25 protein-coding genes are annotated in these 25,406 nt (G+C 60.1%); 23 read left to right on the top strand and 2 right to left on the bottom strand.

Annotated features, from left to right (window positions below; translation table 11 throughout):
• The first annotated feature begins 97 nt into the window (after positions 1-97).
• The 9 genes from AO388_RS22340 (at position 98) to AO388_RS22380 (ending at position 9,179) form a co-directional block, all read left to right on the top strand.
• Entirely contained in the window at positions 98-1,558 is a 1,461-nt protein-coding gene (locus tag AO388_RS22340; RefSeq protein ID WP_058396949.1) for an NAD(P)-binding domain-containing protein, read from the top strand.
• Complete coding sequence (locus AO388_RS22345; RefSeq protein WP_003369562.1) at positions 1,555-2,529, top strand: ABC transporter permease; 975 nt, start codon at positions 1,555-1,557, stop codon at positions 2,527-2,529. The genes AO388_RS22340 and AO388_RS22345 overlap by 4 nt, the downstream gene beginning before the upstream one ends.
• A complete protein-coding gene (locus AO388_RS22350; protein ID WP_058417146.1) occupies positions 2,526-3,446 on the top strand; it encodes an ABC transporter permease in 921 nt (306 codons plus the stop codon). The genes AO388_RS22345 and AO388_RS22350 overlap by 4 nt, the downstream gene beginning before the upstream one ends.
• Positions 3,443-4,456: an ABC transporter ATP-binding protein gene (locus tag AO388_RS22355; RefSeq protein WP_058417147.1), complete on the top strand. Its 1,014-nt coding sequence runs from the start codon at positions 3,443-3,445 to the stop codon at positions 4,454-4,456. The genes AO388_RS22350 and AO388_RS22355 overlap by 4 nt, the downstream gene beginning before the upstream one ends.
• On the top strand, positions 4,446-5,459 hold the full coding sequence (locus AO388_RS22360) for an ABC transporter ATP-binding protein (protein ID WP_058417148.1): 1,014 nt from the start codon (positions 4,446-4,448) through the stop codon (positions 5,457-5,459). Before AO388_RS22355 ends, AO388_RS22360 begins: the two co-directional genes overlap by 11 nt.
• Before the next feature lie 51 nt (positions 5,460-5,510).
• Entirely contained in the window at positions 5,511-7,076 is a 1,566-nt protein-coding gene (locus AO388_RS22365; RefSeq protein WP_058417149.1) for an ABC transporter substrate-binding protein, read from the top strand.
• Positions 7,077-7,146: 70 nt separating this feature from the next.
• Positions 7,147-7,674, top strand: a complete 528-nt coding sequence (locus AO388_RS22370; RefSeq protein WP_058417150.1) for a CMD domain-containing protein — start codon at positions 7,147-7,149, stop codon at positions 7,672-7,674.
• Positions 7,674-8,261 (top strand): peroxidase-related enzyme, encoded by a 588-nt coding sequence (locus tag AO388_RS22375; protein WP_058417151.1) that lies wholly within the window; start codon positions 7,674-7,676, stop codon positions 8,259-8,261. The genes AO388_RS22370 and AO388_RS22375 overlap by 1 nt, the downstream gene beginning before the upstream one ends.
• Before the next feature lie 120 nt (positions 8,262-8,381).
• Complete coding sequence (locus AO388_RS22380; protein WP_058417152.1) at positions 8,382-9,179, top strand: phosphodiesterase; 798 nt, start codon at positions 8,382-8,384, stop codon at positions 9,177-9,179.
• Between the two features lie 31 nt (positions 9,180-9,210).
• Here AO388_RS22380 and AO388_RS22385 read toward each other — a convergent pair whose 3' ends face one another.
• Together AO388_RS22385 and AO388_RS22390 are read right to left on the bottom strand one after the other, a co-directional pair.
• Positions 9,211-9,546, bottom strand: coding sequence for a DMT family transporter (locus AO388_RS22385; protein WP_004662130.1), 336 nt, complete (start codon positions 9,544-9,546; stop codon positions 9,211-9,213).
• Between the two features lie 24 nt (positions 9,547-9,570).
• Positions 9,571-10,686 (bottom strand): decarboxylase, encoded by a 1,116-nt coding sequence (locus AO388_RS22390; protein WP_058417153.1) that lies wholly within the window; start codon positions 10,684-10,686, stop codon positions 9,571-9,573.
• A gap of 554 nt (positions 10,687-11,240) precedes the next feature.
• Here AO388_RS22390 and AO388_RS22395 point away from each other — a divergent pair.
• The 14 genes from AO388_RS22395 to AO388_RS22460 are packed head-to-tail and all read left to right on the top strand — an operon-like array spanning position 11,241 to position 25,400.
• On the top strand, positions 11,241-12,311 hold the full coding sequence (locus AO388_RS22395) for a DUF6001 family protein (RefSeq protein WP_058417195.1): 1,071 nt from the start codon (positions 11,241-11,243) through the stop codon (positions 12,309-12,311).
• Positions 12,308-12,865, top strand: coding sequence for a DUF6031 family protein (locus AO388_RS22400; protein ID WP_058396942.1), 558 nt, complete (start codon positions 12,308-12,310; stop codon positions 12,863-12,865). Before AO388_RS22395 ends, AO388_RS22400 begins: the two co-directional genes overlap by 4 nt.
• Complete coding sequence (locus AO388_RS22405) at positions 12,862-14,115, top strand: aspartate aminotransferase family protein (protein WP_058417154.1); 1,254 nt, start codon at positions 12,862-12,864, stop codon at positions 14,113-14,115. Before AO388_RS22400 ends, AO388_RS22405 begins: the two co-directional genes overlap by 4 nt.
• Before the next feature lie 12 nt (positions 14,116-14,127).
• The gene (locus AO388_RS22410) at positions 14,128-14,595 is read left to right on the top strand and encodes a type II toxin-antitoxin system RatA family toxin (RefSeq protein ID WP_005732080.1); all 468 of its coding nucleotides are present in this window, start codon (positions 14,128-14,130) and stop codon (positions 14,593-14,595) included.
• Between the two features lies 1 nt (position 14,596).
• A complete protein-coding gene (locus AO388_RS22415) occupies positions 14,597-15,706 on the top strand; it encodes an SDR family oxidoreductase (protein ID WP_058417155.1) in 1,110 nt (369 codons plus the stop codon).
• 34 nt (positions 15,707-15,740) lie between these two features.
• Positions 15,741-16,757: a fatty acid desaturase family protein gene (locus tag AO388_RS22420; protein WP_058417156.1), complete on the top strand. Its 1,017-nt coding sequence runs from the start codon at positions 15,741-15,743 to the stop codon at positions 16,755-16,757.
• 4 nt (positions 16,758-16,761) lie between these two features.
• On the top strand, positions 16,762-17,274 hold the full coding sequence (locus tag AO388_RS22425) for a dCTP deaminase (protein WP_004667600.1): 513 nt from the start codon (positions 16,762-16,764) through the stop codon (positions 17,272-17,274).
• Positions 17,275-17,276: 2 nt separating this feature from the next.
• Positions 17,277-17,954: a dCTP deaminase gene (gene dcd / locus AO388_RS22430; RefSeq protein ID WP_005732083.1), complete on the top strand. Its 678-nt coding sequence runs from the start codon at positions 17,277-17,279 to the stop codon at positions 17,952-17,954.
• A complete protein-coding gene (locus tag AO388_RS22435) occupies positions 17,944-19,839 on the top strand; it encodes a PEP/pyruvate-binding domain-containing protein (RefSeq protein WP_058417157.1) in 1,896 nt (631 codons plus the stop codon). Before dcd ends, AO388_RS22435 begins: the two co-directional genes overlap by 11 nt.
• On the top strand, positions 19,836-21,014 hold the full coding sequence (locus AO388_RS22440; RefSeq protein WP_058417158.1) for a hypothetical protein: 1,179 nt from the start codon (positions 19,836-19,838) through the stop codon (positions 21,012-21,014). Before AO388_RS22435 ends, AO388_RS22440 begins: the two co-directional genes overlap by 4 nt.
• A 24-nt stretch (positions 21,015-21,038) precedes the next feature.
• Positions 21,039-22,175 carry a hypothetical protein gene (locus AO388_RS22445; protein WP_058417196.1) on the top strand — a complete coding sequence of 379 codons (1,137 nt, stop codon included), beginning with the start codon at positions 21,039-21,041 and terminating at the stop codon, positions 22,173-22,175.
• Positions 22,172-23,218, top strand: a complete 1,047-nt coding sequence (locus AO388_RS22450; protein ID WP_058417159.1) for a hypothetical protein — start codon at positions 22,172-22,174, stop codon at positions 23,216-23,218. Before AO388_RS22445 ends, AO388_RS22450 begins: the two co-directional genes overlap by 4 nt.
• A 14-nt stretch (positions 23,219-23,232) precedes the next feature.
• The gene (locus AO388_RS22455; RefSeq protein WP_058417160.1) at positions 23,233-23,820 is read left to right on the top strand and encodes a hypothetical protein; all 588 of its coding nucleotides are present in this window, start codon (positions 23,233-23,235) and stop codon (positions 23,818-23,820) included.
• Positions 23,817-25,400, top strand: coding sequence for a hypothetical protein (locus AO388_RS22460; RefSeq protein ID WP_058417161.1), 1,584 nt, complete (start codon positions 23,817-23,819; stop codon positions 25,398-25,400). Before AO388_RS22455 ends, AO388_RS22460 begins: the two co-directional genes overlap by 4 nt.
• The last annotated feature ends 6 nt before the right edge of the window (positions 25,401-25,406 follow it).

A 25,406-nucleotide genomic window follows, 5' to 3' on the forward strand; every position in this document is an offset into this window, starting at 1 on the left:
TTTAAGAATTCATTTAAAACAATATTGGAATGATTCTTGAAGTGCTTTGAATCAAGGCTCGGGCTTGTAGCCCGATCATTTTTTCGAGTACCGATCAATGTCCGATGTGAACGCACCCACTGGCCTGGCCGCTCTGGAAGCTCGCTTGCAGCAGGATCTGGCCTGGCTGGATCTGCCCGCCAAGCCATGGGTCAAGCCCAGGATCAGCGCAGGGCAGGCCGTGCTCGACGTAGCGATCATCGGCGGAGGCATGGCCGGTCTTGCGCTGTCCGCAGAGCTGCGCAACCTCGGCGTAGCGGCGGTCATTTTCGATCAGTCACCAGCAGGTTTCGAAGGCCCCTGGGCCACCACCGCACGGATGGAGACCCTGCGCTCGCCAAAGCAGTTGACCGGGCCGGCGCTGGGCTTGCCAGCGCTGACATTTCGCGCCTGGTACGAAGCGCAATTCGGCGTCGACGGCTGGGCGTTGCTGGACAAGATTCCACGTCTGCAATGGGCCGAGTACCTGCGCTGGTATCGCAAGGTGCTGGCCCTGGACGTACGCAATGAGCACCGCATAAGCCGGGTAGCGCCCAGAACGGACGGTCTGATTGAGCTGGATGTCGTCACGCCGGTGCAGACGCAATTCCTGCTGGCCCGCCATGTGGTGCTCGCCACGGGTCGGGACGGTCTGGGCGGTCCTTGGGTGCCGGATTTTGCCCGGCAGTTGCCGCAGCACTTGTGGACACACTCGGCGGCGGGTTTGCAGGACAGCTGGTTCGCCGGCAGACGCGTTGCGGTCATCGGCGGTGGCGCCTCGGCGATGGACAGCGCTGCCACGGCGCTGGAGGCTGGCGCAACGCGGGTCGATCTGCTGATCCGGCGTGCCGAGCTGCCGCGCATCAACAAAGGCAAGGGCGTCGGCAATCCCGGCATGGTCCATGGCTACTGGCGCCTGCCCGACGTCTGGAAATGGCGCATTCGCCACTACCTCAATACCCAGCAGGTCCCACCGCCGCGCGGCAGTACCCTCAGAGTGTCCGCTTCCGGCAAGGCGCGGTTCATGCTCGACAGTCCGGTGCTTTCCGTCGAGGAGAGCGCTGCTGGAGGCGTCTGGCTGAATACGCCGAAGGCCCGTATCGAAGCAGATTTCGTGGTATTTGCCACCGGGTTTCGCACCGACTTCCGGCAGCGCCCGGAATTTGCGCCATTCTCTGCGCAGATCCGCGTCTGGCAGGATCGCTTCCAGGCACCGAGCGGCGAAACCGATGCCGAACTGGCTGCGCTGCCGGATCTGGGCAACTGCTTCGAATTTCAGGAGAAGACCCCAGGCGCCTGCCCGGGGCTGAACCACATTCACTGCTTCAGTTATCCAGCAGCATTGAGCTACGGCGCGGTGTCCGGTGACATTCCTGCTATCAGCGAGGGCTCCAAACGTCTGGCCCATGCCCTGGTCGGGCAGTTGTTCAACGAGGACATCGCCCTGCATTTCGACACCATGCTCGATTACGCCGAGCCAGAGCTGCTGGGCGATGAGTGGGTCGCCAGCCAGCCAGGCGCTGCAGAGCTGCGCCAATGATCGGCTGGGCGCTGCGTCGGCTGACTCAATCATTGCTGGTCATCCTGTTGATGACGCTGGTGGTGTTCGTCGGCCTCAATGCCATCGGCAACCCGATGGACATTCTGGTGGGTGAAGACCTCAATCAGGCCGAGCGTCTGCAGGCCATCGCGCATTTGGGGCTGGACCAGCCGCTGTGGCAGCAGTACCTGATTTTTCTCAAGGGTGCGGTTCACGGCAATCTGGGGCAAAGCTTCGTGTATCACGAGGACGCCATGCGCCTGATTCTGCAGCGTTTGCCTGCAACCTTCGAACTGGCGTTCAGCGCCCTGTTTCTGGCAGTGGTCATCGGTGTGCCGCTGGGAATGTTTGCCGGCATGTACCCCGAGCATCCGCTGTCCCGGCTGATGATGGCCGCCAGCATTGTCGGCTTCTCGCTACCAGCCTTCTGGGTCGCATTGATGATGATCATGCTCTTCTCCATCACCTTGGGCTGGCTACCGGCCAGCGGTCGGGGCGAGACCCGTGAGTGGCTGGGCGTGCAATGGTCATGGCTGACGCTGGACGGCTTGCAGCACCTGCTGTTGCCAGCGCTGAACCTGGCGTTGTTCAAGATTTCCCTGGTGCTGCGCCTGACCCGAGCCGGTGTGCGCGAAGTGTTGCCCCAGGAATTCGTCAAATTCGCCCGCGCCAAGGGCCTGTCACCGATGCGCGTGATGTGCATGCACGTCATGCGCAACACCATGATTCCGGTGGTGACGGTGCTGGCCATGGAACTGGGCTCGACCATCGCCTATGCCGTAGTGACTGAAAGCATTTTCGCCTGGCCGGGTGCCGGCAAGCTGATTCTCGACAGCATCAACATGCTTGACCGCCCTGTGGTGGTCGCTTACCTGATGGTGGTCGTGGTGATTTTCGTGGTGCTCAACCTGATCGTCGACGGCTTGTATTACTTGCTGGACCCACGTGTACGCATCGAGGCCTCCCGATGAATGTCATTGAAAAAGCCCCGATCGGCAGCACGCTGTTGCAGGCCCAGTCACCCTGGCGACGAGTGCTGACCGAGTTCTTCAGCTCGCCCACTGCGGTGACGGGCCTGGTGGTCCTGCTGCTCATTGTGCTGGTTGCAGCCCTGGCGCCGTGGATTGTGGTGCAGAACCCCTACGACCTGATGCAGCTCAACGTCATGGACGCGCGCATGCCGCCTGGCAGCCTCAATGGGGACAGCGGTTACATCTATTGGCTGGGTACCGACGGGCAGGGCCGCGATCTGGTCTCGGCGATTATCTATGGCCTGCGCATCAGTCTGTGGGTAGGCATTGGCTCGGCGTTGATTGCGGCAGTGATCGGTACGCTGCTCGGGCTGGTGTCTGCGTATGTCGGCGGTTGGCTCGATGCTTTGCTGATGCGTCTGGTCGACCTGCTGCTGTCGTTCCCGGTGATTCTCATGGCGCTGATGATTCTTGCCTGGCTGGGCAAGGGCGTCGGCAACGTGATGCTGACTCTGATAATGCTTGAATGGGCCTATTACGCGCGCACCGCACGCGGTCAGGCGCTGACCGAAAGCCGCCGTGAATACGTCGATGCGGCGCGCGGGCAGGGCGTGGGGCCGCTGCGTATTGTGGTTGGCCACATTTTGCCCAATTGCCTGCCACCGCTGATCGTGATCGGCGCCTTGCAGATCGCCCGCGCCATCACGCTCGAAGCAACCCTGTCGTTTCTCGGCCTGGGCGTACCGGTCACCGAGCCATCTCTGGGGCTGCTGATTGCCAACGGCTTTCAATACATGCTCAGCAATGAATACTGGATCAGCCTGTTTCCGGGCCTGGCGCTGTTGATCACTATCGTTGCGATCAATCTGGTCGGTGACCGTTTGCGCGATGTCCTGAACCCGAGGTTACAGCGATGAGCGTGTCTGAAATGTCGCCTGCACCTGACGCAGCCCAAAAGCCGACCCTGGATGTGCGCGACCTGTGCACTTCGTTTCATACCCGCGCCGGTGTGCTACCAGCGGTGCGCAACGTTTCGCTGCGGGTACAGCCGGGACGCATTCTGGGCCTGGTGGGTGAGTCCGGTTCGGGCAAGTCGGTCACCGGCTTTTCGATCCTCGGTCTTGTCGATGAACCTGGGCGCATCAGCGGCGGCCAGGTGCTGTTCAAGGGGCGCGATCTGACCAGACTGTCTGCCTCGCAACTGCGTGACATTCAGGGCAACCGGGTAGCGATGATCTTTCAGGACCCGATGATGACCCTCAATCCGGTGCTGCGGGTCGACACGCAAATGATCGAGGCCGTACGTGCGCACAGCCCGCTGAGCAAGCGCGAGGCCCGCGAACATGCCAGCCGCACGCTGGCGCTGATGGGCATCGCCAGCCCGGAAGAACGTCTGCGCGCCTATCCGCATCAGTTGTCTGGCGGTATGCGCCAGCGGGTGGCGATTGCCATCGCGCTGCTGCATGCGCCGGACCTGATCATTGCCGATGAGCCGACCACGGCGCTGGATGTGACGATTCAGGCGCAGATTCTCAGTGAAGTGCAGAAGCTGGTGCGCGAGCAGGGCACCTCGCTGATCTGGATCACCCATGATCTTTCCGTGATCGCGGGGCTGGCTGACGATGTGGCGGTGATGTACGCCGGACGCATCGTCGAGCAGGGTTCGGTCGCCGATGTACTGGATCGCCCGCAACACCCCTACACACAAGGGCTGATCGACAGCCTGCCAAGTCGCAACCAGCGCGGCCAGCGCCTGCGGCAGATCCCGGGCATGACACCCGACCTGCTGTCGATGCCGGTCGGTTGTGCTTTCGCGGCGCGTTGCCCCAGAGCCTCGCAGGTCTGTGCGCAGGAGCCTCAACCCCACGAGGCACGACCGGGCCAGATGGTTCGCTGTTTTCACCCAGGAGCGGCCGATGCCCAGTGATCAGATTCCCCTTATCGAGCTGCATCAGGTCAGCAAGACCTTCGGCAAAGCCGTGGATAAGCGCTCCCTTCAGGGGCTCCTGCAACGGCTGCACCTTACCCATGCAAAACCGCTGACCCATGCGGTGGATCGTGTCGATCTGCGCATCATGCGCGGTGAAGTGGTCGGGCTGGTGGGCGAGTCAGGCTGTGGCAAATCGACCCTGGGGCGCATGGTTGCCGGGCTGCTGCCGGTCTCTTCAGGCACCACGTCGGTGGACGGCAGGCCGCTGGACAGCCTGACCACACGTGAGCGCAAGGCGCTGCGCCTGAAAGTGCAGATGATTTTTCAGGACCCGTCGTCGAGCCTCAACCCGCGTCTGCGGGTCGACCGGATCGTCGGCGAAGGTGCGCTGTTGCACGGCCTGACCGACCGCAAGGGCGCAGACGATTACGTCAGTGCGCAATTGCAGCGTGCCGGGCTCAGCCCGCAATTGCGCCAGCGCTATCAGCATCAGTTCAGCGGTGGCCAGCGTCAGCGTATCGGGATTGCCCGTGCGCTGGCGGTGCAACCGGAACTGCTGGTGTGCGACGAGTCGGTGGCGGCGCTGGACGTGTCGATTCAGGCGCAGATCCTCAATCTGTTCATGGACCTGCGCGACGAACTGAGCCTGACCTATCTGTTTATCAGCCATGACCTGGGCGTCGTCGAGCACCTCTGCGACCGCGTCATCGTGATGTACCTGGGTCGTGTGGTCGAGACAGCATCGGTCGATGACCTGTTCGCGCGGGCCAATCACCCGTACACCCAGGCTTTGCTGGCGCAGATCCCGCGCTTCGATATTCGCAGTACCCGTTATGACGCGATCCAAGGGGAAATCCCCAGCCCGCTTAACCCGCCTGCCGGGTGTCATTTCCACCCTCGCTGCCCGCACGCCATGGCGCGCTGTCGCGAGGAAGTTCCAGCGCTGCGGGAGGTTTCGCCGAATCACCAGAGCGCCTGTCACCTGAATGACCAACGCTGAACGGGCACTTCAAACCCGTCACCTTCTGCCATTGCGTACAAGGAATCACCCATGAAACCACTCGTTCGTTCGTTGTTAGCGTCGGCCCTGCTGCTGGCCGCCGGCAGTGTCACGGCACAGGACTTGCGCATCGGCTATGCCGACCCGGTCTCGTCTCTCGATCCACAGCTCAATAACTATGCCGGAGACCGTTCGGTAGCGTTGCATGCCTTCGAATCGCTGGTCAGCCGCCGTGATGACAAGACCCTGCCAGGCCTGGCCAAGAGCTGGAAGGTCGTGGACGACACCACCTGGGAGTTCGCCCTGCGTGATGACGTCAAATGGCAGGATGGCACGCCGCTGACCGCCGATGATCTGGTCTTCTCCTTCGAGCGCGCGCGAAACGTACCCGGCAGCGTGGCCTCTTACGCAGGGGCCATGCGTACCGTGGAATCGGTCAAGGCCAAGGACGATCACACACTGATCATCAAGACCCGTTCGCCCAACGCCAATCTGCTGCCGGACGTCGATTCGATCTATATCGTCAGTCGCCACGCCGGTGCGGCAGCCAGCAGCGCCGATTACAACTCGGGCAAGGCGATGATTGGCACCGGACCTTACCGGTTTGTCTCGTTCGTGCCGGGTGATCGCACGATATTCGCTCGCAATGACAGTTACTGGGGTGGCAAACCGACCTGGGACAAGGTTGATTTCCGTTTCATCGCCAACGCCGCCAACCGTACTGCAGCCTTGCTGGCGGGCGATGTCGACGTGATCGACAAGGTATCGCCTACTGATGTGGAGCGCCTGCGTAAAACGCCGAACGTCAATGTCTTCGCCTATCAGGGGCTGCGTGCGCTGATCATTCAGCCGAGTTTCCGTGCCGGGCCGAACGAGTTCATTCGTGACAACGCAGGCAAGCCGCTGTCCGAAAACCCGCTGCTGGATGTGCGGGTGCGCAAGGCGCTGTCCCTGGCCATCAACCGCCCGGCCATCAACGAACGCATCATGCAGGGCACCGTCACCGAAGCCAATCAATGGATGCCGGCCAATACGTTCGGTTACAACCCGCAGATCAAGAACATTCCCTATGACGTCAAGCAGGCCAAGGATCTGCTGGCGCAGGCAGGCTTTCCCGAAGGCTTTCAAATGACCGTTCACGTACCGGGCGACCGTTATCCGCAGGCACCGGAGGTCATGCAGGCGGTGGCGCAGTTCTGGACACGGATAGGCGTCAAGGTTCAGCTGGAGGTATTGCCGTGGGCGGTGTACGCGGGCAAGGCCAACAAGAATGAACTGGCGATCAGCGTGATTGCCTGGGGCAATGGCACCGGCGAGGCGGCGTATGCCCTGACCAATATTCTGACCACGGTCGACAGCAGCAAAGGGCAGGGCGCTTCCAACTGGGGGCATTACAGCAATCCGCTGGTGGACAAGGCCCTGGCTGATTCGACCGCTGAGTTCGACGAGGCCAAGCGCCGCAAGATTCTCCAGGACTCGGTGCAGATTGTCAGTGACGACGTCGGCATCATCCCGCTGTTCCATTACCAGAACATCTGGGCAGCGCGCAAAGGCCTCAAGGTCGAGCCGCTGGTCAGCGACCGCACTGCAGCGACCATGGTCACCGAGCAGCCTTGATTCTCTTTCATGAACGCGCCGCTTTTGCCAGCGGCTGCGCGAATGCAACCACAGCATTGCAGGACCTGTCATGACATCGACCACTGAACATTCAACGACTCCGGACACCCTCGATAGCCTGTTGGGCATTGCACCCGGCAGTCCGCTGCACGCGGTTCGTCATGCGCGGGACAAGGTGGCCCTGGCAACCCAGGGCAGTCAGGACTTGTTTTTCGACCCGGCACTGGCACACAACCTGTCACTGAGCGAACGCCTTTGGGTGGCGTATTACGCAACGCTGCTGAGCGCGCAGCCGACTCTGAGCGGGTATTACCTGTCGCAGGTGCGGACGGCAGGCGCCGAGGCAAATGTGCTGGCCGATGTGGACGCCAGCCGAATCGATCTGCTGGAAGACCCACGTCTGGCGGCGATCCTGCGCTTCACGCGGACCTTGATCGAGTCTCCGGTACACGGCGATCAAAGCGCGTTGCAGGTGCTGCAACATCAGGGCCTGAGCACCGCTGAAATCGTAGTGCTGGCACAACTGATCGCATTCCTGTCCTATCAAGTGCGTCTGGCCGCAGGGCTGGATGCGTTAAAGTCTGCCGGAGCAGCCTGATGAGCGAACTGATTGAAATTGAAGGTTTCACCAATCAGGTACTGGGCTGGAAAGCCTGGCTGCCAACCGTGGACCTGAGCAGCGCGACCGCCGGGCAGGTCGCTGTGCTTGAAGAAAGCCACCCGCAGGCCAAGACCTCGGATTACTACCTGACCCTGGCACATCACCCTGACATCCTTCGTCAGCGCTCACAGGCGTTCAACGCGATCATGTACGCACCGGGTGGCCTGTCGCGCGCCGAGCGGGAGCTGGCGAGCACTGTCGTGTCGCGGATCAACCGCTGCGTGTACTGCGCGTCAGTGCACGCGCAACGCTTCGAACAATTGGCCAAGCGCAATGATGTTATCGCCCAGGTATTTGCCGACCCCCATACGGCAGGTACGACCGCGCGTGAAAAAGCCATCGTGCAGTTCGCCATCGACCTGACGCTCGAACCGGCCTCGCTCAACGCCGGGCATATCCAGGCGCTGTACGAGCAGGGGCTGGACGATACACAGGTGCTGGACCTGATTCACGCCATCTCGATATTCGCCTGGGCGAACCGGCTGATGCTCAATCTGGGAGAACCAGTGTTTCCAGAGGTTTAAAGACTGCGGTGTTCTCAATCGCTGCCGCGCTTCAGTAATGGCCGGGGCGAAGTCTGGCCCGGTCGTTGCAGGTTCGCTGTACTAGTGGATAAGCGACCTGGTCACGATTGAGGTAATGGAATGCTGATAGCGCACATTTCTGACACGCATGTACGACCCAGAGGGCTACTCTATCAAGGCGTTGTCGATTCGAATGCAATGCTGGCGGCTGCCGTCGAAACGATAAACGCCCTGGATCCGGCGCCTGATCTGATCCTGTTCAGCGGTGATCTGGTGGACGAGGGGCGACCCGAGGAGTACGCAATGGCCCGAGAGCTGCTGCAGCCGCTGCGCCAGAGGTTTTTGATGATACCGGGCAACCATGATCATCGGCAGAACCTGCGTAGTGCCTTCCCGGAGCACGATTACTTCATCAATGAGGAAAACTGCAGCTTCGTCGACTCGGGTTCCGCGCCGATGCGCATCATCGGGCTGGATATCAGCGTGCCCGACCAGCACCACGGCGACATGACCGATACCGCCACCCAATGGCTGGATCGTACACTGGCGCTGGAGCCTGACAAACCGACGTTGATCATGATGCATCAGCCGCCGTTTTCAAGTGGCATTCACTGCATCGACGCCTATCGCTGTGAAAGGGGCGAGCGGCTGGCCGAGGTGGTCTCCAGATACCCGGCTGTCGAGCGAATCGTCTGCGGTCATATTCATCGTTTCATGCAGCTGCGCTTTGGCGGCACGCTGATGTGCACGGCCCCGAGCACGACGACGGCCATTGCCTTGCAACTGCGCCCGGATGCTGCCGACGCTTCCTATGTCGAGCCTCCCGCGCTGTTGCTGCACCACTGGAAGGCCGACACCGGCCTTATTACCCACTGGGTGCCGATAGGCCGTTTCGAAGGGCCTTTTGACTTCGCTTGAACCGACATATGAGCCTGGCAACCATGCGCTGTCAGGCCACTTGTTCCTTGGCCAGATTGACCAGAATGATGCCCGCGATGATCAGGCCGATACCGCTCACGGCCATTAACGTGGGCACCTGTTGATAGCGAAACGCGGCAATGACAGTGATCAGCGTAATGCCCAACCCTGACCACATGGAGGTGATCAGGGACATGGGCAAGTCCCGTTGTGCATACCCCAGGCAGACGATTCCGAGCCCGTAGCCCGCGATAGAGGCAATAACCGGGACCCAACGGGTAAACCCGTTACTTTCTTTCAGTGCGATGGTCGCCACTGTTTCAGCGACAATTCCTGCAAGCAGGAACAAATAGGCTTTTATGAGCATGGCGGCAGATCGCTTTTCAGGCATTCAGGAAGGTAGAGAAATGATGCGGTCGGCGTAAAACCCGTTGAACGGGGTGCGCAGGGACACCGAGTAAGCGCCGGTCGATTGGAATTCCAGCCAGTCGCTTTCCCTGATATCGCTGGCGAGCGAGTAGGGGAAGGCCAGGCGATCCATGCTGTCGCAGGTGGGGCCGAAGATATTGAACGTGTTTTCCGCAGCACCGGTGTAAGGGGTGCCATCTCGCCACACGCGTGCGGGAAATTGCAGCCACTGCTGGGCTGAGAGCAAACCGCCAAAAATACCGGCACCGCAAAAAACGCTCTTTTCACGTCTTGAAAGCACCCGTGCAAATAGCGACATGCCGCCGTAGACCAGGCCACGACCCGCTTCACAGATCAGGTTCAGGTCCTTCAGTGTCGGGCTGGTCTGAATATGGTCGCAGACTCTGCCAACCAGGTCTGGCGTGTTACCCATGGAGTTCAGGTAATTACCCGGAAACCCGCCACCGATATCCAGGTGCCTGACGTGCTCGGCGGTGTCGCGCACAATGGCATCGGCGTCATTGAGGGCAGCGAGCCACGGGCCGTCTTCAATGGCTTGCGAACCGACATGGAATGACAGCCCGAGTGACCAGTCGGTGCTGGACGCCACTTGATGCACCAGTTGCGTCGCTAACACCGGACTTGCCCCGAATTTTCCTCTGAGATCATAAACCGCCGTCGACTCGGAGGGTGCGTAGCGCACGAACAGGCTGATCGTGCTGTCGCGCTCGGGCAACACGTCCCGCAACTTCGAGAGTTCCTCCTCACTGTCGAGCACAAATGAACGCACGCCATACCGATAGTAGGCCTCGTGCAGGCAATGGCGGGACTTCACTGGGTTCATCAGGTATTGAACTGCGGTGGGCAGCGTGTTGTGTACCGTCTGCACCTCTGCAAGCGACGCTACGTCAAAATGATTGATACCACCCTGGCTCAAGGCTTCAAGTACTTGCTCAAGTGGATTGGCCTTCATTGCATACAGCACGGTACCTGGAAAACAGCCACTAAATTGCTGCGCATTCCGGGTGATCCAGCGCGGGTCAACGGTATAGAAAGTGTCGTTGGTGTCGTCGGCTAATTGTGCAAGAAGTGTGTCCACGTTGAACTTCCCTGGCTTCGAAGTGTGAGCAGTGCTTGAGCAAGCTTCGTGCCACTGCTTTATCAGGCGGCTGAACAAACTTAACGGCAGTGATTTAATAAACATGTATACAAGACGATAAACCAAAACAGTGCGATTTCGACGCTATCGAGTCGTCGCGGTGCAGTTGCTTACGTGCCCTGAAATAATAAACGTGGATAGCACTTTGCTACTTTTAATAGTGGCTTATACATAATTTGATACATATATTAAAGTTGTCATATTTTGAAAGCTTTCGTAAAAAAATCATTTAATTTAAAGGCTTGCCGATCCTTCAGTCACGCTTCAGGCCAGCGTTGGCGATTATCTGGCACCTTGCCAATACACGATGATCAATAACGGTGGCACGCCACTTGCTGGGTACAACATCGTGAAGTAATGGGGGCTTGTTCCATTGCATCAGCGCTCGCGTTAACGACGACAAAGTAATTCATGGTCATGGATCAGGCAGGGGGTTGCTCGGCAAGCCGAATAGCAGCCCCAATGAAGTCACCGTTATCGAGTGGAAGGTGTACATGGATTTTCGTGCTTTTTATTCAGGCAACGCCCTGCAGTTTCTGGCCTCGCGCCAACTTGCTTTTTCTGAACTGGAAGAGGTTGTGAAACGTCAGTATGCCGATGCACAACTGGCGCTGATCAGCAGCTCTCCCGTTCATGGCATCGCTAATGCGGCCAGTGATATAGACCTGATATGTGTGACCGATGATCGGCAGTCCGATCAATCGATGGCCTCGCAGATTTACCACAATGAACACCATATGGAAGTGGTGGCATTTGCCCGCGAAGAAGTTCACAACGCGTTCTCCCAACTGGCGACGGACGCACACAAAACTACCGCACAGAAACTCGTTGCGTTCAAGCAGTGGGACAAGCAGCAGGCGGTATCGCGAAAGTACCTGGAGCGCTTGGTCTGCGCGGTGTCGACCGATCAGTCGCTTCCTTATCTGGACAGTCAGAAGGACTTGAGTTCGATCTGGTCGGTGGCAGCGTTCGACGACTTCCGCCAGAGCGCCTGCTTTTCAATGCTGGCCTGGCGCAGTGGCGAATACCGCGCGGCCGCCGCCTATGCCTGCAACGCCGCACTGTTTCTGATGAACGCGACGCTGGCCAGCCATGGCTGGGTCAACTCCAATCGCAAGTGGACACTCCTGCGATGGGACCGCGCGCTCAACAGGCACGGCATGCTGAATGACGACGGCCTTGCCCGTGCCATCGGGCAGCTGTGGCAACGCGCCTATCCTGCCTGCCGCAATGGATTGCAGGGGGCAGGCCTCATGCAATTGTGTGAATTGACCCAGCTCGCCGAGCAAACCTTTGCCTGCGAAGCGGACTATGCCGCGTTAAAACCAGGTATCGAGCGTTCCGCCGCCAGTGCGTTTTTGCCGGGGGTCGACTTTGTGCTCACCGACGATCAACAGGCGACGCTATTGGCACGTCTGGATGTGCCAGAGCTGTCCAGCACCCGCCCGATCGATCTTGCCGAGCAATCCCCTGAGGCTGCCGCCTGTCTTCTGCGCGCTGCGCGTGCCGGACTCGTCAGCTTCTCACTCAAGGATCACAACCCGATGCAGGGAGCACACGCATGACTGCAATTTCAGCACAGGCAGCCGGTCGCCAGTGGTTTCCCCGGCTGAGTGGCGGCTATGTATACCCGGCAGGGCCTTACGCGCAAAAGCTGATATCGGTGGCCTGGTTGCTGATGACCGAGCTTGAAGCCTATCTGGAGGACCTCGAAGGCGCGGCGAACGAGCCTCAAGTGGTGGATGCGCTGAGAATCAAGCTGGCTGAATTGATGGTCGACATTGACTGCCGACTCGCCGGTGCCGACACCCCGAACGAGTTGCACCAGTTCGCCTTGTTCAGTGAATACGGGCTCACAGACGTCGTTGCTCACTCCGGGCCAGTCGCCGTCGAATGGCTGGGCGTCCCCACGGATACCGATGCCGACCGCAGTGATGAGGCGAGCCGGTTGATCCAGCTGTTCAAGGAAGTTCTGCAGGCCTTTCCCGGAAAGCTGTTCAACCCGTTGCTGCCGGGTACTCAGGGCCAGGTCCTGCGGACCCTGCGTGACTGGGACCGCTCCTGCCGCCTGGCAGGACGCGATGCTGCCTTTCTGGCTCCTTTGATGAGGTCTCTATGAACAGTCATGTCATGACCGCGCCTGCAGTGCCGGTGCGCAAATCATCGTTTGTCGAGCGTTACGGGGCGGTATTCGGCCGAGAGCAAGGCCTGATGCTGCGAATGGCAGGGCTTACCGCAGCCGAGCACTCGGCCCAGGGTTCGTGGATAACCGATGACACCGGCCGGCGCTGGCTGGACTTTGGTTCGTTCGGCCTGCACTTGCTGGGCCATCGGCACCCCGCGGTGGTTGCTGCTCTAACGCGGCAAGTGACGTCGCTGGGCCTTTCCAGTCGGATATTGGCCAACGAACCCAGCCTCAGCGCAGCCGAGCGCCTGGTGGCCTGTGTCGGTCGGCCGGGCAATGGTGTGCTGTACGGCAACAGCGGTTCGGAGGTCATCGAAGCGGCGCTCAAGCTGGTGCGCATGCAGACCGGCAGGCGGCGAATCATCGCGTTGACTCATGCTTATCACGGGCGCACGAGTGGCGCGCTGGCGGTCAGCTATGGCTACAGGGGCCACGCCTCGCTGATGCATGCCGAAGATGTGGTGTTCATCGATGCCGGTGATCTGGACGCTGCACGCAAGACACTGGCAGAAGGCGATATTGCAGCGGTCATCGCCGAGCCTGTTCAGGGAGAGGGCGGAATCAGGCCGGTGGACCTGAGCTTTCTGGGAGAACTTGCCGGGCTATGCCGCGAGCATGACGCGTTCATGATTCATGACGAGATTCAGTCAGGTCTGGGGCGCAGTGGTTCGTTGGTTTGCGGCGCGCCAGCCGACATCATCGTGTTCGGCAAAACCCTGGGCGGTGGCGTGTTCCCGGTTGCCGCCGCCATTTACGACAGCAGTCGGTTCGGTGCGCCCGCGCGTGATCCTGTCGTGCATGCCTCGTCCTATGCGGGCAGCGCCCTGGCCGGGGCAGTGGTCAACGCGGTGCTCGACGTGGTTAGCGATCCCGCATTCTGCGAACGCGTCAATGAGCTTGGGCAAGTGGCCATGGAAATCCTGCGCAAACGTCTGCAGGACTGCCCGGCAGTGGCTGAAGTACGCGGTAGTGGCCTGATGATCGGTGTGGAGTTCACCTCCAGCAACTATGTGGCGCAGACCCTGATCGAGGCCGCACACCGCAACGTGCTGCTGGCTTTCTGCCTGAGCGCAACCCGGGTACTGCGGGTTTATCCCGACGCGACCATCACCCGGGACGACCTCGAACACGGCATCAACAGTTTCTGTGATGCCGTCGATGCGGCCTATCGTTCCATCCAATGACGGAGAGTTCCTATGCCTGATGTATCAACCAGTGTGCTTCTTGGTGACTTCGAGCCTGGCGAAGTGTGGCCGATCCTCTCGGACTTCGCCCGCTATCCCGACTTCATGAGTGATGTGCTGGAGGTGATCGTTCACCCCCGGCAGAGTGAATATGTCTCCAGTACGTGGCGCGTGCTGATCAATGGCAGCGAGCTGACCTGGACCGAGCAGGACTGGCTCGTGACCAACGAGCGCATCGAGTTCAAGCAGACCGATGGCGACCTTGAGGTCTGGTACGGCGAGTGGCTGCTGATACAACGCGCCGATGGCTTGCATGTGGACCTGAATGTCACCTTCGACCTTGGCATCCCGTCGCTGGCCGAGGTTTTGCACCCCATAGGCGAGCGCGCGATTCGCGCCAATAACATCCAGATGCTCGACGGTATACGCAATCAATTGCTCGCTCGCCGTCATCAGCGGGTTGCGGCAGGGGGCTGTTGATATGCGTTCGACACTGATCATCACCGGTGCCAGCGGCGCACTGGGCTCCTGGTTCGTGCGCGACTGGCTCAGTCAGCATCCGGAGTCGCATGTCATAGCCTTGTGTCGTTCCGGGCAAGCTGCCAGTCGCTGCCTGCAAGACTTGCCAGTGGACAGTCGCTCGCGACTGGAGTGCCGGATCGCCGACCTTACCGACGCAGCTTCCCTGAATGCGCTGGTGGACGCCATGCCAGCCATCGAGTGCGCCACGGCGGTCCACCTCGCTGCCGATGTGGCCTGGGACAAGACGTTCGAGGAGATGCATGAGCTGAATGTCGAAGGTGCGCAGCTGTTCTGCAGTTTTGTTCAGAAACTGGTGCGTAAGCCTCACTTCATCTACGTGTCCACGGCTTTCACGCAGTGTGAGGGCTGGACCTATCGAAACGGTTACGAGGAAAGCAAGGCAGCGGCTGAGCGTGGTTTGCGTGAGACCTTCGGCGCGCACATGCCGATTTCCGTGTTCAGTTGCAGCCTGGTCATCGGCGCTACGAGCGACGGTGCGATCAGCCGTTTTCATGGCCTGTATCCGTTGATTCGCTTCATCAATGCCTTTGCGCCGCCGTTTCTGGTCGGCAATCGCCAGGGGCTGTTCGATCTGGTGCCTATCGACTGGGTGGTCGACGAGTTGATCCACCTGGTCAGTCATTGCGTGGCAGGTGGCGACGCGCGCGAGGTTGTGGCGTCGGCAGGAGATGCGCGGCTGCCTTATGAGCAGGTGATCCGCATCATCGAGTCGCGTGTCGACCGGGCGCGCCAGGCAGCAGGCGTTGCGCCGCTTACCCCGGCACCGATCCTGCGCAGTCGGCAATGGGCGTTCCTCAAGCGCTCGCTGGTTGCATGGCGGCCGGAGGGTATTTCAACCAGAGATTTCCGCTATTTCGAGCGCTTGTTACAGATCTATGGCGTGTACGCCGAAAGCGATCTGGTCAGACCCCCGTTGAATGTCCGGCACCCGGCACCCAGCGCAGAAATATTTTTACCCAGAGCGGTGGATTACTGGCTGGCTCATGCGCCCGATGCGCGGCTCAGCCTCGACAGGCTTGTCGCGAAGTCAGCGGCAATGCACGGCTAGCAGGCCCTTTCAACGATTGAACGGGAGATGGAAGATGGAAGACACAATCGAACTCGACACGATGGACAGTGGCGCTTACGACCGACGCTCGGAGCGCGCCAGGTTGGCACGCGACAACCTGTCACTGACCTCGGATCTCAAGCAACTCAGCAACTGGCGGCAGGCATTGCAGATAGGCGTGCAGTGGGCGGTTATCGTCGCCGCAGTCACGCTGTCTGAAGTCAGCGATTCGACGCTGGTTTGTATTATCGCCGTTGTCGTCATTGCGACGCGACAGCACGCGTTGCTGGTACTCATGCACGACGCGGCGCATTTGCTGATCAGCCGTGGCAAGCGGCGTAACGACCTGATCTCCAACGTCTTTCTGACGTTTCCTCTGACATTGAGCACGTCACGTTATCGGGCTCACCATATTGCCCATCACAAGCACCTTAATACGCCTGCCGACCCGGACTACGCCGATGCGTTCGCACCACCGAGTTCGATGTTGTTCTGGCAGGCCTTGCTGCGCGACATCAGCGGTTTGTCGACCCTGCAATCGTTACGCACGATGGACAGTTTCAGCGTGATCGGGCTTTTCACCAGCCCTTCACCCGCGAACCGCATCGAGCGTTATCAGGCTTTGGCTTTTTATGCCTGTGCAGTGCTGCTCATCAGCGCTTTCAGTGCCTGGCCGGGCGTGCTGTTGTACTGGCTGGCACCGCTGGTGTTCTTTCTTCCGCCGATTCTGCGCATTCGCAGTCTGTCGGAGCATGCCGGGCTCTCGACCCGGAGCGTGAAGCGCGATGCACGCAGCGTCAGCCCGGGCTGGCTGGAACGAGGGTTGTTTGCACCGTGCAATATCAACAGGCACTGGGAGCACCACCTTTTTCAACAGGTGCCCAGCTATCACCTGGGCACCTTGTCGCAACGCCTTGCTCAGCGCCTGCCAGGCTCGGCCGCCGCCTGCAACACCGAAGGCTATCTTTGGGGCGCGCGCAGCATGCGGGCCGAATTGTACGGTGCGAACGGGCAGGCACGCGCCGTGGCGTCTCTGGATCAGGAGGCTTGAACCCATGATGCTGACCGGTTCTGAAATAGTGAAAATGCGCGAGGTCGGCAGTGTCGTCATCGAGCCTTTCGACCCCATTCATGTCGAGGTCAATTCCTACGGCTGTCACCTGGCGGATCTGCTTCTGGAGTACCGCAGCGACCGCATCGATCCTCACGGGGAGCTGGAGGTGGTCGAGCATCATATTCCGCCCGAAGGCTTTGTGTTGTACCCCAACCGCTTTTACCTGGGCGCCACGGCCGAGCAGATCGGCGGTATCGATTTTGCCAGTGAGCTTTACGCCAACGTTTCCACCGCCTCCTGTGGCGTTTTCATTCAGACCAGTGCGCCGCTCGGCCACACCGGCGCGGCCATCAGCTGGACCCTGGAGATCGTCGTTACCCAGCCGGTGCGGGTCTATGCCGGCACCAAAGTGGCCAAGGTCTGCTTCTGGGCAAACTTCGGCCTGACCACCTGTTATGCGGGACGCTACTTGGGCTCCAAGAGCACCGTGCCCTCGAAAATCATTCTGGATTGACCATGATACTGACCGGTAGTGAAATCGAAAATCGTGTGCGTTCGGGTGAAATCGTCATCAGTCCTTTTTCCCATGAGAACGTCAATCCCAACAGTTACAACTTCCGCCTGCATGACCAGATGAAGGTCTACGAAGACGATGTGATCGATGTGCGCACCGAGGCGTCCACCCGAACCATCGAAATCGGCCCGGAAGGCTATGAATTGCAGCCGATGAAGCTGTACCTGGCTTCAACCATAGAAACCATGGGCAGCACCCATTTCGTACCCACTTATGCGGCGCGTTCCTCGATTGCAAGACTGGGAATGTTCATCAACCTGTCGGCCCCACTGGGCGACATTGGTTTCGTCGGACGCTGGACCTTGCAGTTGTATGCGTTGAACCGCATCCGTGTTTACCCCGGCATGAACATCGGTCAGATGATGTTCTGGAACGTCAAAGGCGATATCGAGCTGTATTCCGGGAAGTATCAGGGCGCGACCGAAGCCTTCGCGTCACGCATATTCATGGATTTCGAAAAGACGCCACGCCCACAGCCACTGGTGGTGCCCAATCTTGCGCCGTTTCCGGTTCTGGCAGCCCAGGAGGACGTTGATGCAGTCCCGGATGCACTGGCCAGTGGGCCCGCTCGGAGAGCCACTGACCTTCCACTGATAGCAGGAGGCCGTCGTGTCCAGTAAATACTCAACCCTGCAACAGCTTGCCGATACATTGCCGGTGCCGCCCCTGAGCGCACTGGACGATGCAGACTACCGCGTGCTCTGGCACGACTTCGCAGACCGCAAAAAGGCTATTGAAGACACGCTGAAAACCGTGCGCATCACCGCAGGTGCCTTTCTTGACGAGCACATGGACAGAATCGCCCGGCTGGCCGAGTTTGAATGGAGTGAGGCGGCCGACAGCCATCTCCAGGCGCTGCTTGAGCAAGCGGGCTTTGATGCCGGCAGCGAACTTGCCGTACGTTCTTCGGCGAATATCGAAGATGGTAATCAGCACAGTTTTGCCGGGATTTTCAGCACACACCTTTCGGTGCAGGGTTTGCCAGCGCTCAAGACGGCGGTGCTCAATGTATGGCGCTCCGGAGTTTCCCGGCAGGCCATTCTGGAACGCTTGCGAGCGTCGATGCTGGAAACGCCGGTCGAGATGACGGTGATCGTGCAGCGCATGGTCAAGGCCCGCTTCGCAGGCGTTGCCTTCAGCCATGATCCGCTGAGCGGGGAAGCAGTAACGCTGATTGAAACCGTCGCATCGCTGGGCGAAGCGATGGTCTCCGGGGTAGAGAAGGGCATGTCGGCGCGGGTCAGCGACCAGCAATTGCTGGGTTGTGACCCCGCGCTGGAGCCTCACAAGGCGTTGCTGCTGGAGGTGGCGACACTGGCTGCCAATGCATCTGCGGCGCTGGGGCTGCCCGCCGATATCGAGTGGGCGGCTGATGACCAGCAACTCTGGCTGCTCCAGGCAAGGCCCGTCACCAGCCTGCGCGAAGCACGCAGCCTGGAGCCGGTCCTTGAGTGGGCCGAACTGTATATCGCCAGTGATGATGCGCTGATGGATTTCCGGCCATTGCCTGCCTTTGCGCAGTATTTTCGAAGCAAGCGCCGCCCGCTGGCGTTGTTCGCGCAAACCCACGGCGTTTCTGCGGGCCAGGCGCTGTTGGTCAAGGCAAACCGTCAGGGACTGGTCGAGCCAGCAATGAGCCAGGTGCTTTTGGACCGACTCAATACCGATCAGGTCGTGCTGGACTTCTCCGATCAGGTACGCCAGCAGATCCTCGAGCGCGGCGCATTGCTTGAACGACTGCTTGAGCTCAGTGATGAGCGGGTGGTGTGTTTTGTGGTCCGCGAGTTTCTGAAAGGTGAAACAGGGCTTATCACTCAGGCGTGCGATGACGGCTCCACGACCTGCGAATGGTCATCGGAAGGCTTGCTGGCGATCAATCGCGGCATCGCCGGAACGCAACGCGCCCGGCTGGTAGCGCACGATCCGACTGGCCCGGCAGATGCCCTGCAATTGCACAGCATTACTCACGCCGCCGGCGAACTGTTGGGCTCGGTGCAACTGGAGTGGGTGAGAGCGGGCCAGCAGCTGCACCTGATTGATTTCTCGCCGTTGTCGACGTTCGTTCAGGTAGAGGAGTCAACGGAAATCCGCCTGATTTCGCCAGGTTATGCCGACGGGCCGGTGGTGCTGGTCACGGCGGGGCGACAGCTGGAAGAACTGAGTATCTCGGCCACCGTGTCGATCAATTCGATCCCCACGTCCAGCTCTCTGGGGGCTGAACTGGAGGAGCTTGAGCGGCAACTGCGTGCTCATGACGGACAAGCCATTGTCGTCTCGCCACGCCCTTATGCGGCACTTGCGGCGTTGCTGCCGTTCGCGCGCGGTTTTGTCTTCGAGCAGGCGTCCATGCTTTGTCATCTTTCGATCCTGTTGCGTGAACACGGCATACCTGCCGTGGAGTCCGATGCGCTGTATCAACAGGGTCTTGCCGGACAACGGATCGCTTTCAGTCAGAGCCCGAAGGCGCTGCCTCACGCTGTCAACGAAGTACGGGAGCTACAATGACTACGGATATTTCACTGCTGTTCTTCGATCCGCACACCCTCAACGGCAGCCTTGATTCTGCGCTGGTTGCAATTGTCGACACAGAGGCTGCGCGGGCCCGTCACTCGGACAACGGTCTGTTCATTCCCAGTGGTACGTTGCATGCGCAGTGGCTTTCCAACGCTCATCACACCCATGTGCCGATGCCGATGAAGGACTTCGACTTTCAAGTCTTCAATGCCGGGCAGCGCAAGCGTACGCAAGACAGCCGTTCGCGCATGCATGTGCTGGACCCGACGTTTCACCGCCGGCCGTCCGATCAGGCGCTGATGGCCACTCTGGCGGTGACGCATCACCTCGGTAAATGCAGCGTTTATCACTACGTTCACGAGGGTGAAGCCGGGGCCTTGTTCCTGCACTTGATGGAGGTCGAACCGGTCGAGCGTGCTTCCTGGAGGGCCTGGCAACGTTTGGCCCGATCCGCTGCTGCGCGTGTGGCTGTTTCGCAACCGATGCTGAGTGATGACTGCTGGTACGTGCGCTGGCGTCCGGAAATGGAGCTGGAACGTAAATTCACCTCGTTTCAGATACCTGACATGTGGCAGTTGTCCACCGCGATGCACAAAGCGTTCGGAGAGGGCGCTTTCAAGGACCTGGTGCTGGAAATCGACCGTGACTTTCAAACCTACGATTATGAATCGCACATTTTCGAAGTGACGGGCGACCCGCTCGAAACCGGTTACATCTCGTTCATTCCTCAGGCCGATGGGCTGATGGCGGTCAAACGCAAATGGTTTCTCGAAAACGCCGAATTGCGCCGCGAAGACTTCAATACCGATCAGCCGGTGGCGTTTGCCGATATCGAAACTCACGCCCGCTCGATGACCTCGGCAAATCTGTGTCGGCTCAAGCCGTTCAGGCGCACACGGATCGACATCAATTTCGAATCGCTGAGGACCGGCAATGGTTTTGGCGCGTATTTCGATGTCTGCCGCATGGTCGACGGGAGTGCGGAGTTCGCCCAGGTCGAAGTCGAATATTGCCGCAGCAGGACCCTGCACACGCTGCGCGAGGTGGAGGAAGACTTTGAAACCGTATCCAACGTAATGCGCGACTTTCTGGCGGAGCGGCATCCGCCGTTTCAGCAGGATCTCTATTCGAAACTCGACTTTGCCCGTGAGGCGAGTCGGCTCTGAATTCACTTTGCCGGGGAGATGAGCATGTCGCAATCCACGACCACGCAGACGGCTATTGTGTTCGGTAGCTGGAAAATCCGTCATCAGGAGCCGTTCGGCAGCGATGACCACACGTTGTATGCCATTGCCGCGGACACGGCGTTGCTGGGTGAGCTGACCGCCGTCGCTGACCTGCGAGGCCGCCACCGGGTACTGGCACGTTGGGATGCCGACGGGGCGATGTTCCTTGAGGATTCGCACGGCGCGCTGGGCGATGAAAGCTGCCAAAACCTGTCCGGTGCCGCCATCCCGCTGGCGATCATCCGCTTGCAGGCGGACCGGGTGTACATCAGCCATTTGCTCAATCGCATTGATGTGCATCGTTCGCTGTTCGTACAGCCGCCCCTCGAAATCGAGCAGCCTGCCGTCCCGCAAAACCTGTTGATCTCGCTGCGCAATGCGTTCGAGCGCAACCATCTGGCGATCAACAATTGGGAATGTCGCTACGCCACCAGCGAACAGACCTACGTCGAGTCCATCGAGATGGCACCTGATTGCCATGCGCGGATGCTCGGCGAGGCCTGGTTCGATGCCAGTTTCAGCCCGGCAATGGCGCCGTTCACCAGCCAGTGCGGTGACGAATTTCAGGTCTGGGATCATCAGGTGACCGCCGCCCGTGATGAAGACGGGGGCTATGTGTGGGTCGAGCATTGCAGCCGCAAACGCAAGCTGGCGGTCAATGAGCCCATCGTGCAGTTGTTTCGCAGTGCCCCGGGCAACCTGTCGGGCACCGTAAGGCACCTGTCGCTGGGCTCTCCGACGCTGGAGGCTATGGCCATGAACATTGACAGCACGTTGCAGGCACTTGGTGAGTACCGACGTTATGCGTTCAGTGCCCCGTGTGAATCCGTGGACAGCGGCAACCTCTTCGCGATCACCTTCGAGACCTGCATGCCGCTCGATTCGCAGGCGGGGAGTACGACGCGCGGTGAGGTACGTTTTCTCAAGTGCCGGGGCGCACTGGACTCTCAGTCGATCGATGCCGATCTGCGCAGGCTGATGGAGCATCTGCGGGCATTTCTGAGCGAACGTCGCCAGGAATGCTGGCCCCTGACTGACCGCTTTGCCTTTCTGCATTCGCCATCGCCCTTTATCACCACCCGGGAGAGCCTGTACTCATGAGCCGCTATCTTTGCAATGGACGCTATCGATTCGAACTGGATGATCAGACCTCGGGCTCCGCACTGGCCCAGCGGCTGCGAGTCTTCCTCGCACCTTACTTTGCCGAAGTCGCGGACGACGGCCAGACCACCGTCGACTTAAGGATCCGGCTGCACGACAGCACCGCCTTCAAGCAGGAATGGATTGGCCTCTGCGTGACGCCTGACATCATCCGCGAAACCTACGCCCCCGGCTTTACCCTGCGGGTGTTGCGTGGCCATGACCCGGACACAGGTCTGGATTACGCTTGGGATGCCGATACGCGAGTCGGTTACCGGATTGACCGGGCGCGTCACACTGTGGATTTTCACGGCGACGAAAATGCATTCATCCACTTGATCGAGCTGGTGCGCTACTACGGCCTGCTGGTCGAGCAGGCCAAAGGCAGTGTGATCATGCATGCGTCGGCGGTGGTCGGGCCAGACGGTGGAATCGTTGCAATCGGCGGTGCGAAGGGAGCTGGCAAGACCACTACCATGCTGGATCTGGTGCTGTCCGAGGAGTATCTGTACTTTTCCGGTGACAAGCTGTTGCTGGACTGTATAGACGGCCGGGTTCGTGCCCGTGGCTGGCCGGACTACCCGCATGTCGGTGTCGGCACGCTGCGTACACACCCCGAACTGGCCAAGCGACTCGATCTGGCTGCGGTGGCCGATGACCTGTCGATTGCACACACCGAAAAACGCCTGTGCATGCCTGAAACCATGCGCGCCGCACTCAAGGCCAGTCCTGAAGGCTGTGGCTGGCTGCAAACAGTCGTACTGCCCAATGTCGCGGCGCGGGGTAAGTTGCAGATCCATGCAATGGGCCGCGATGCGATTCTGGAGCAAATCCACTCGCCCACGCTCTTCGAGTGGCCGCACCGTTTCGTGACCTCAACCTGGCACGGCCTGCTTGACGCCACTTCGCTGACCGATACCGTGCCAGCGCAGATCGTCCGGGGGCTGCTCGGCGTGCAATGGCAAAGTCGTGTCGGCGTGGCGCGTGAACTCATCAGCGCCTGAGACAAGGAGATTCCATGAACCACGCTACCCAATTGCGTCTGGCGCTGGTGGCCCCCAGCGGCTCAGGGAAGAGCACAACCGCTCAGTTGCTGCGTGAGCATTTCGAAGAGGCCGGGCTGTCGGTAGAGGTCATCAAGCTGGCCCAGCCACTGTATGAGTTGCAAGGCCTGTTCTACGAACAGGCCGGGGTGGAGCTGGCAAGCGGCAGTCAGAACCAGCGCCTGCTGGAGTGCATCGCGCGCGAACTAAGGGTTCTGGACGGTCAGTCGCTGGTCAAGAACTTCGCACGGCGATTGCTGCAGTCGCGTGCGCAGGTTGTCATCAATGACGACCTGCGCGATGACACCGTCGACTGGCCGTATCTGTATGAGCAAGGCTTTCAGGTAATCAAAGTGCTGGCCGATTCATCCTTGAGGCAATCGCGTCTGGGCCAGCGCGGCGATATCAGTGTGGTGGAAAACAGCGCACTGGATCTGCAGATGCGCCGGATCGAAGCGGATTATGTACTGCCCAACAGCGGTTCTCTCGAACAGTTGAAGCAGCGTGTTGCCGTGGTGGCCCGGTGGGCGTTGGACAACTCTCAACGCCGGATCGCTTCATGAGGGGCGCTGATCCGTTGGTATGGCTGTTGATCGACGGGTTGTCGTGGGAGCTGGTCAAGCGTTACCGGGCACGACAGCCTGGACGGCCCTCGGCGCAGTGGCCGTGTTACCCCTTGCTGCCACTGTCGCCCAATTGCCAGACCCCGCCCTCGCTGTTGTCGATCTTCAGCGGCGCACCGGTCAGCGAGCACGGTTTGACGGGCTATCTCGTGCCTGCGCCAACGCCGCAGGACTGCCTGGCGGTGACGGATGCCTTTGAGGTCTGGCCGCGCCACATCGATATGGTCTGGGATGAATGGGCGCGCCAGGGCATCACCTTCCGCCTGTGTGCCGTGCCCTTTGTCCAGCCCGACAGGCTGGGTGATGCATTGCTTGGGCAAAGCTGCGTCTACCAGGGTTTTTCGCTGCGTCCCGAGGTCATTGAAAACGGTGGCTGCCTGCGTATCGAGGCCCTGGATGTGGTTGCCAGGGTCAGTCTTCAACAGGACGGTGCGGTGCTGGACTGGCCAGAGAACCACGGCCGTGCCCCTTGCCCATTGCCGCTGGGCAGCACGATACACGTGCCGTTGTCGCGGCAGGCCCCGGGCAATGTATGCAAGGCGATTGCAGTGCGCGCGGTGCACATCGAAAACCGTGTTTGTGTGATCAGCTTCGGTTACCGTGAGGTCCAGGCGCTTGATCTGCAGGGCGACGCCGGCAAGGCTTACGTGGCCAATGACCTGACGGTGCTGTATCGCACCGGACAGCTTGGCAAGCGGCTGGATGAGGGCGGGCAGGGCGCTGCGGAATGGCTGCTGCTGGAACTGATGCGCGAGATGCATGAAAGCTTTTGCGACGACATTGTCGGCGCAGTCAGGGCCGGTGACGCACGGCGTGTCATCGGTTATTACCCGGTGGTGGATCTGCTGTCACATCATCTGCTCAAGTACCTCGCGCAAGACTGGGCCAGCGAATTGATGCAAGCAGTTGGGCAACGCCTGTTCGACGAGATAGCGGGGTGGGTCGATGAGCTGATCCTGCGCTGCGTCGATGCCGCGGGTGGCGAAGTACGCTGCGTCGCTCACTCGGATCACGGCATGGCACCTGTCCATCACGATCTTTACCCCAACAGTTTTTTCGAGCAGCAGGGCTGGCTGGTCTATGACGCATCAGGCGTGCCGGATATGCACAAAAGCGCGGCGCTCTTTCATCCGGCCGACAACGGTCTGGTGCTGTTCAACACCGGACGACTGGCGCTGTCCGGACAAGACCCTGGCTCAGTGACCGACGCCTGGCGCAAAAGCCTCGCACAGCCGTTTCGAGATGAGTGGACGATGTTCGAGTGCGCCGGCGGGCAGGTCTTTGCTGAAGGCTGGACGGGCGGCTGCTACTGGCAGGCCCCACGCGGCACGCGACTGCTGGCCGCTCGTTCAGAACACGCCGTTCGCCTCAGCCGAAAAGGTGGCGATCACACGGTATTCGCCAATGACCCGTGGTTGCGTGGCGTGTTGCTGGACGCCAGCAGCACGCCGTTGCCACGGCCTGCCGACGCTGAAATGACATTGCCTGCGATTCGCCAGTGGCTCACAGCCACATTCTGACACCTG

It is taken from the genome of Pseudomonas sp. ICMP 10191, from assembly GCF_001467335.1.
Lineage (GTDB): Bacteria > Pseudomonadota > Gammaproteobacteria > Pseudomonadales > Pseudomonadaceae > Aquipseudomonas > Aquipseudomonas cerasi.

Bases quoted from the DNA above. Each gene is read 5' to 3' on its own strand.
- AO388_RS22350 (WP_058417146.1), top strand. From the start codon at position 2,526: ATGAATGTCATTGAAAAAGCCCCGATCGGCAGCACGCTGTTGCAGGCC.
- AO388_RS22440 (WP_058417158.1), top strand. From the start codon at position 19,836: ATGACTACGGATATTTCACTGCTGTTCTTCGATCCGCACACCCTCAAC.
- AO388_RS22400 (WP_058396942.1), top strand. From the start codon at position 12,308: ATGACTGCAATTTCAGCACAGGCAGCCGGTCGCCAGTGGTTTCCCCGG.
- AO388_RS22395 (WP_058417195.1), top strand. From the start codon at position 11,241: ATGGATTTTCGTGCTTTTTATTCAGGCAACGCCCTGCAGTTTCTGGCC.
- AO388_RS22355 (WP_058417147.1), top strand. From the start codon at position 3,443: ATGAGCGTGTCTGAAATGTCGCCTGCACCTGACGCAGCCCAAAAGCCG.
- AO388_RS22405 (WP_058417154.1), top strand. From the start codon at position 12,862: ATGAACAGTCATGTCATGACCGCGCCTGCAGTGCCGGTGCGCAAATCA.
- AO388_RS22415 (WP_058417155.1), top strand. From the start codon at position 14,597: ATGCGTTCGACACTGATCATCACCGGTGCCAGCGGCGCACTGGGCTCC.
- AO388_RS22445 (WP_058417196.1), top strand. From the start codon at position 21,039: ATGTCGCAATCCACGACCACGCAGACGGCTATTGTGTTCGGTAGCTGG.
- AO388_RS22380 (WP_058417152.1), top strand. From the start codon at position 8,382: ATGCTGATAGCGCACATTTCTGACACGCATGTACGACCCAGAGGGCTA.
- AO388_RS22420 (WP_058417156.1), top strand. From the start codon at position 15,741: ATGGAAGACACAATCGAACTCGACACGATGGACAGTGGCGCTTACGAC.
- AO388_RS22360 (WP_058417148.1), top strand. From the start codon at position 4,446: ATGCCCAGTGATCAGATTCCCCTTATCGAGCTGCATCAGGTCAGCAAG.
- AO388_RS22410 (WP_005732080.1), top strand. From the start codon at position 14,128: ATGCCTGATGTATCAACCAGTGTGCTTCTTGGTGACTTCGAGCCTGGC.
- AO388_RS22460 (WP_058417161.1), top strand. From the start codon at position 23,817: ATGAGGGGCGCTGATCCGTTGGTATGGCTGTTGATCGACGGGTTGTCG.
- AO388_RS22450 (WP_058417159.1), top strand. From the start codon at position 22,172: ATGAGCCGCTATCTTTGCAATGGACGCTATCGATTCGAACTGGATGAT.
- AO388_RS22375 (WP_058417151.1), top strand. From the start codon at position 7,674: ATGAGCGAACTGATTGAAATTGAAGGTTTCACCAATCAGGTACTGGGC.
- AO388_RS22385 (WP_004662130.1), bottom strand. From the start codon at position 9,546: ATGCTCATAAAAGCCTATTTGTTCCTGCTTGCAGGAATTGTCGCTGAA.
- AO388_RS22340 (WP_058396949.1), top strand. From the start codon at position 98: ATGTCCGATGTGAACGCACCCACTGGCCTGGCCGCTCTGGAAGCTCGC.
- AO388_RS22345 (WP_003369562.1), top strand. From the start codon at position 1,555: ATGATCGGCTGGGCGCTGCGTCGGCTGACTCAATCATTGCTGGTCATC.
- AO388_RS22425 (WP_004667600.1), top strand. From the start codon at position 16,762: ATGATGCTGACCGGTTCTGAAATAGTGAAAATGCGCGAGGTCGGCAGT.
- AO388_RS22370 (WP_058417150.1), top strand. From the start codon at position 7,147: ATGACATCGACCACTGAACATTCAACGACTCCGGACACCCTCGATAGC.
- AO388_RS22365 (WP_058417149.1), top strand. From the start codon at position 5,511: ATGAAACCACTCGTTCGTTCGTTGTTAGCGTCGGCCCTGCTGCTGGCC.
- dcd (WP_005732083.1), top strand. From the start codon at position 17,277: ATGATACTGACCGGTAGTGAAATCGAAAATCGTGTGCGTTCGGGTGAA.
- AO388_RS22455 (WP_058417160.1), top strand. From the start codon at position 23,233: ATGAACCACGCTACCCAATTGCGTCTGGCGCTGGTGGCCCCCAGCGGC.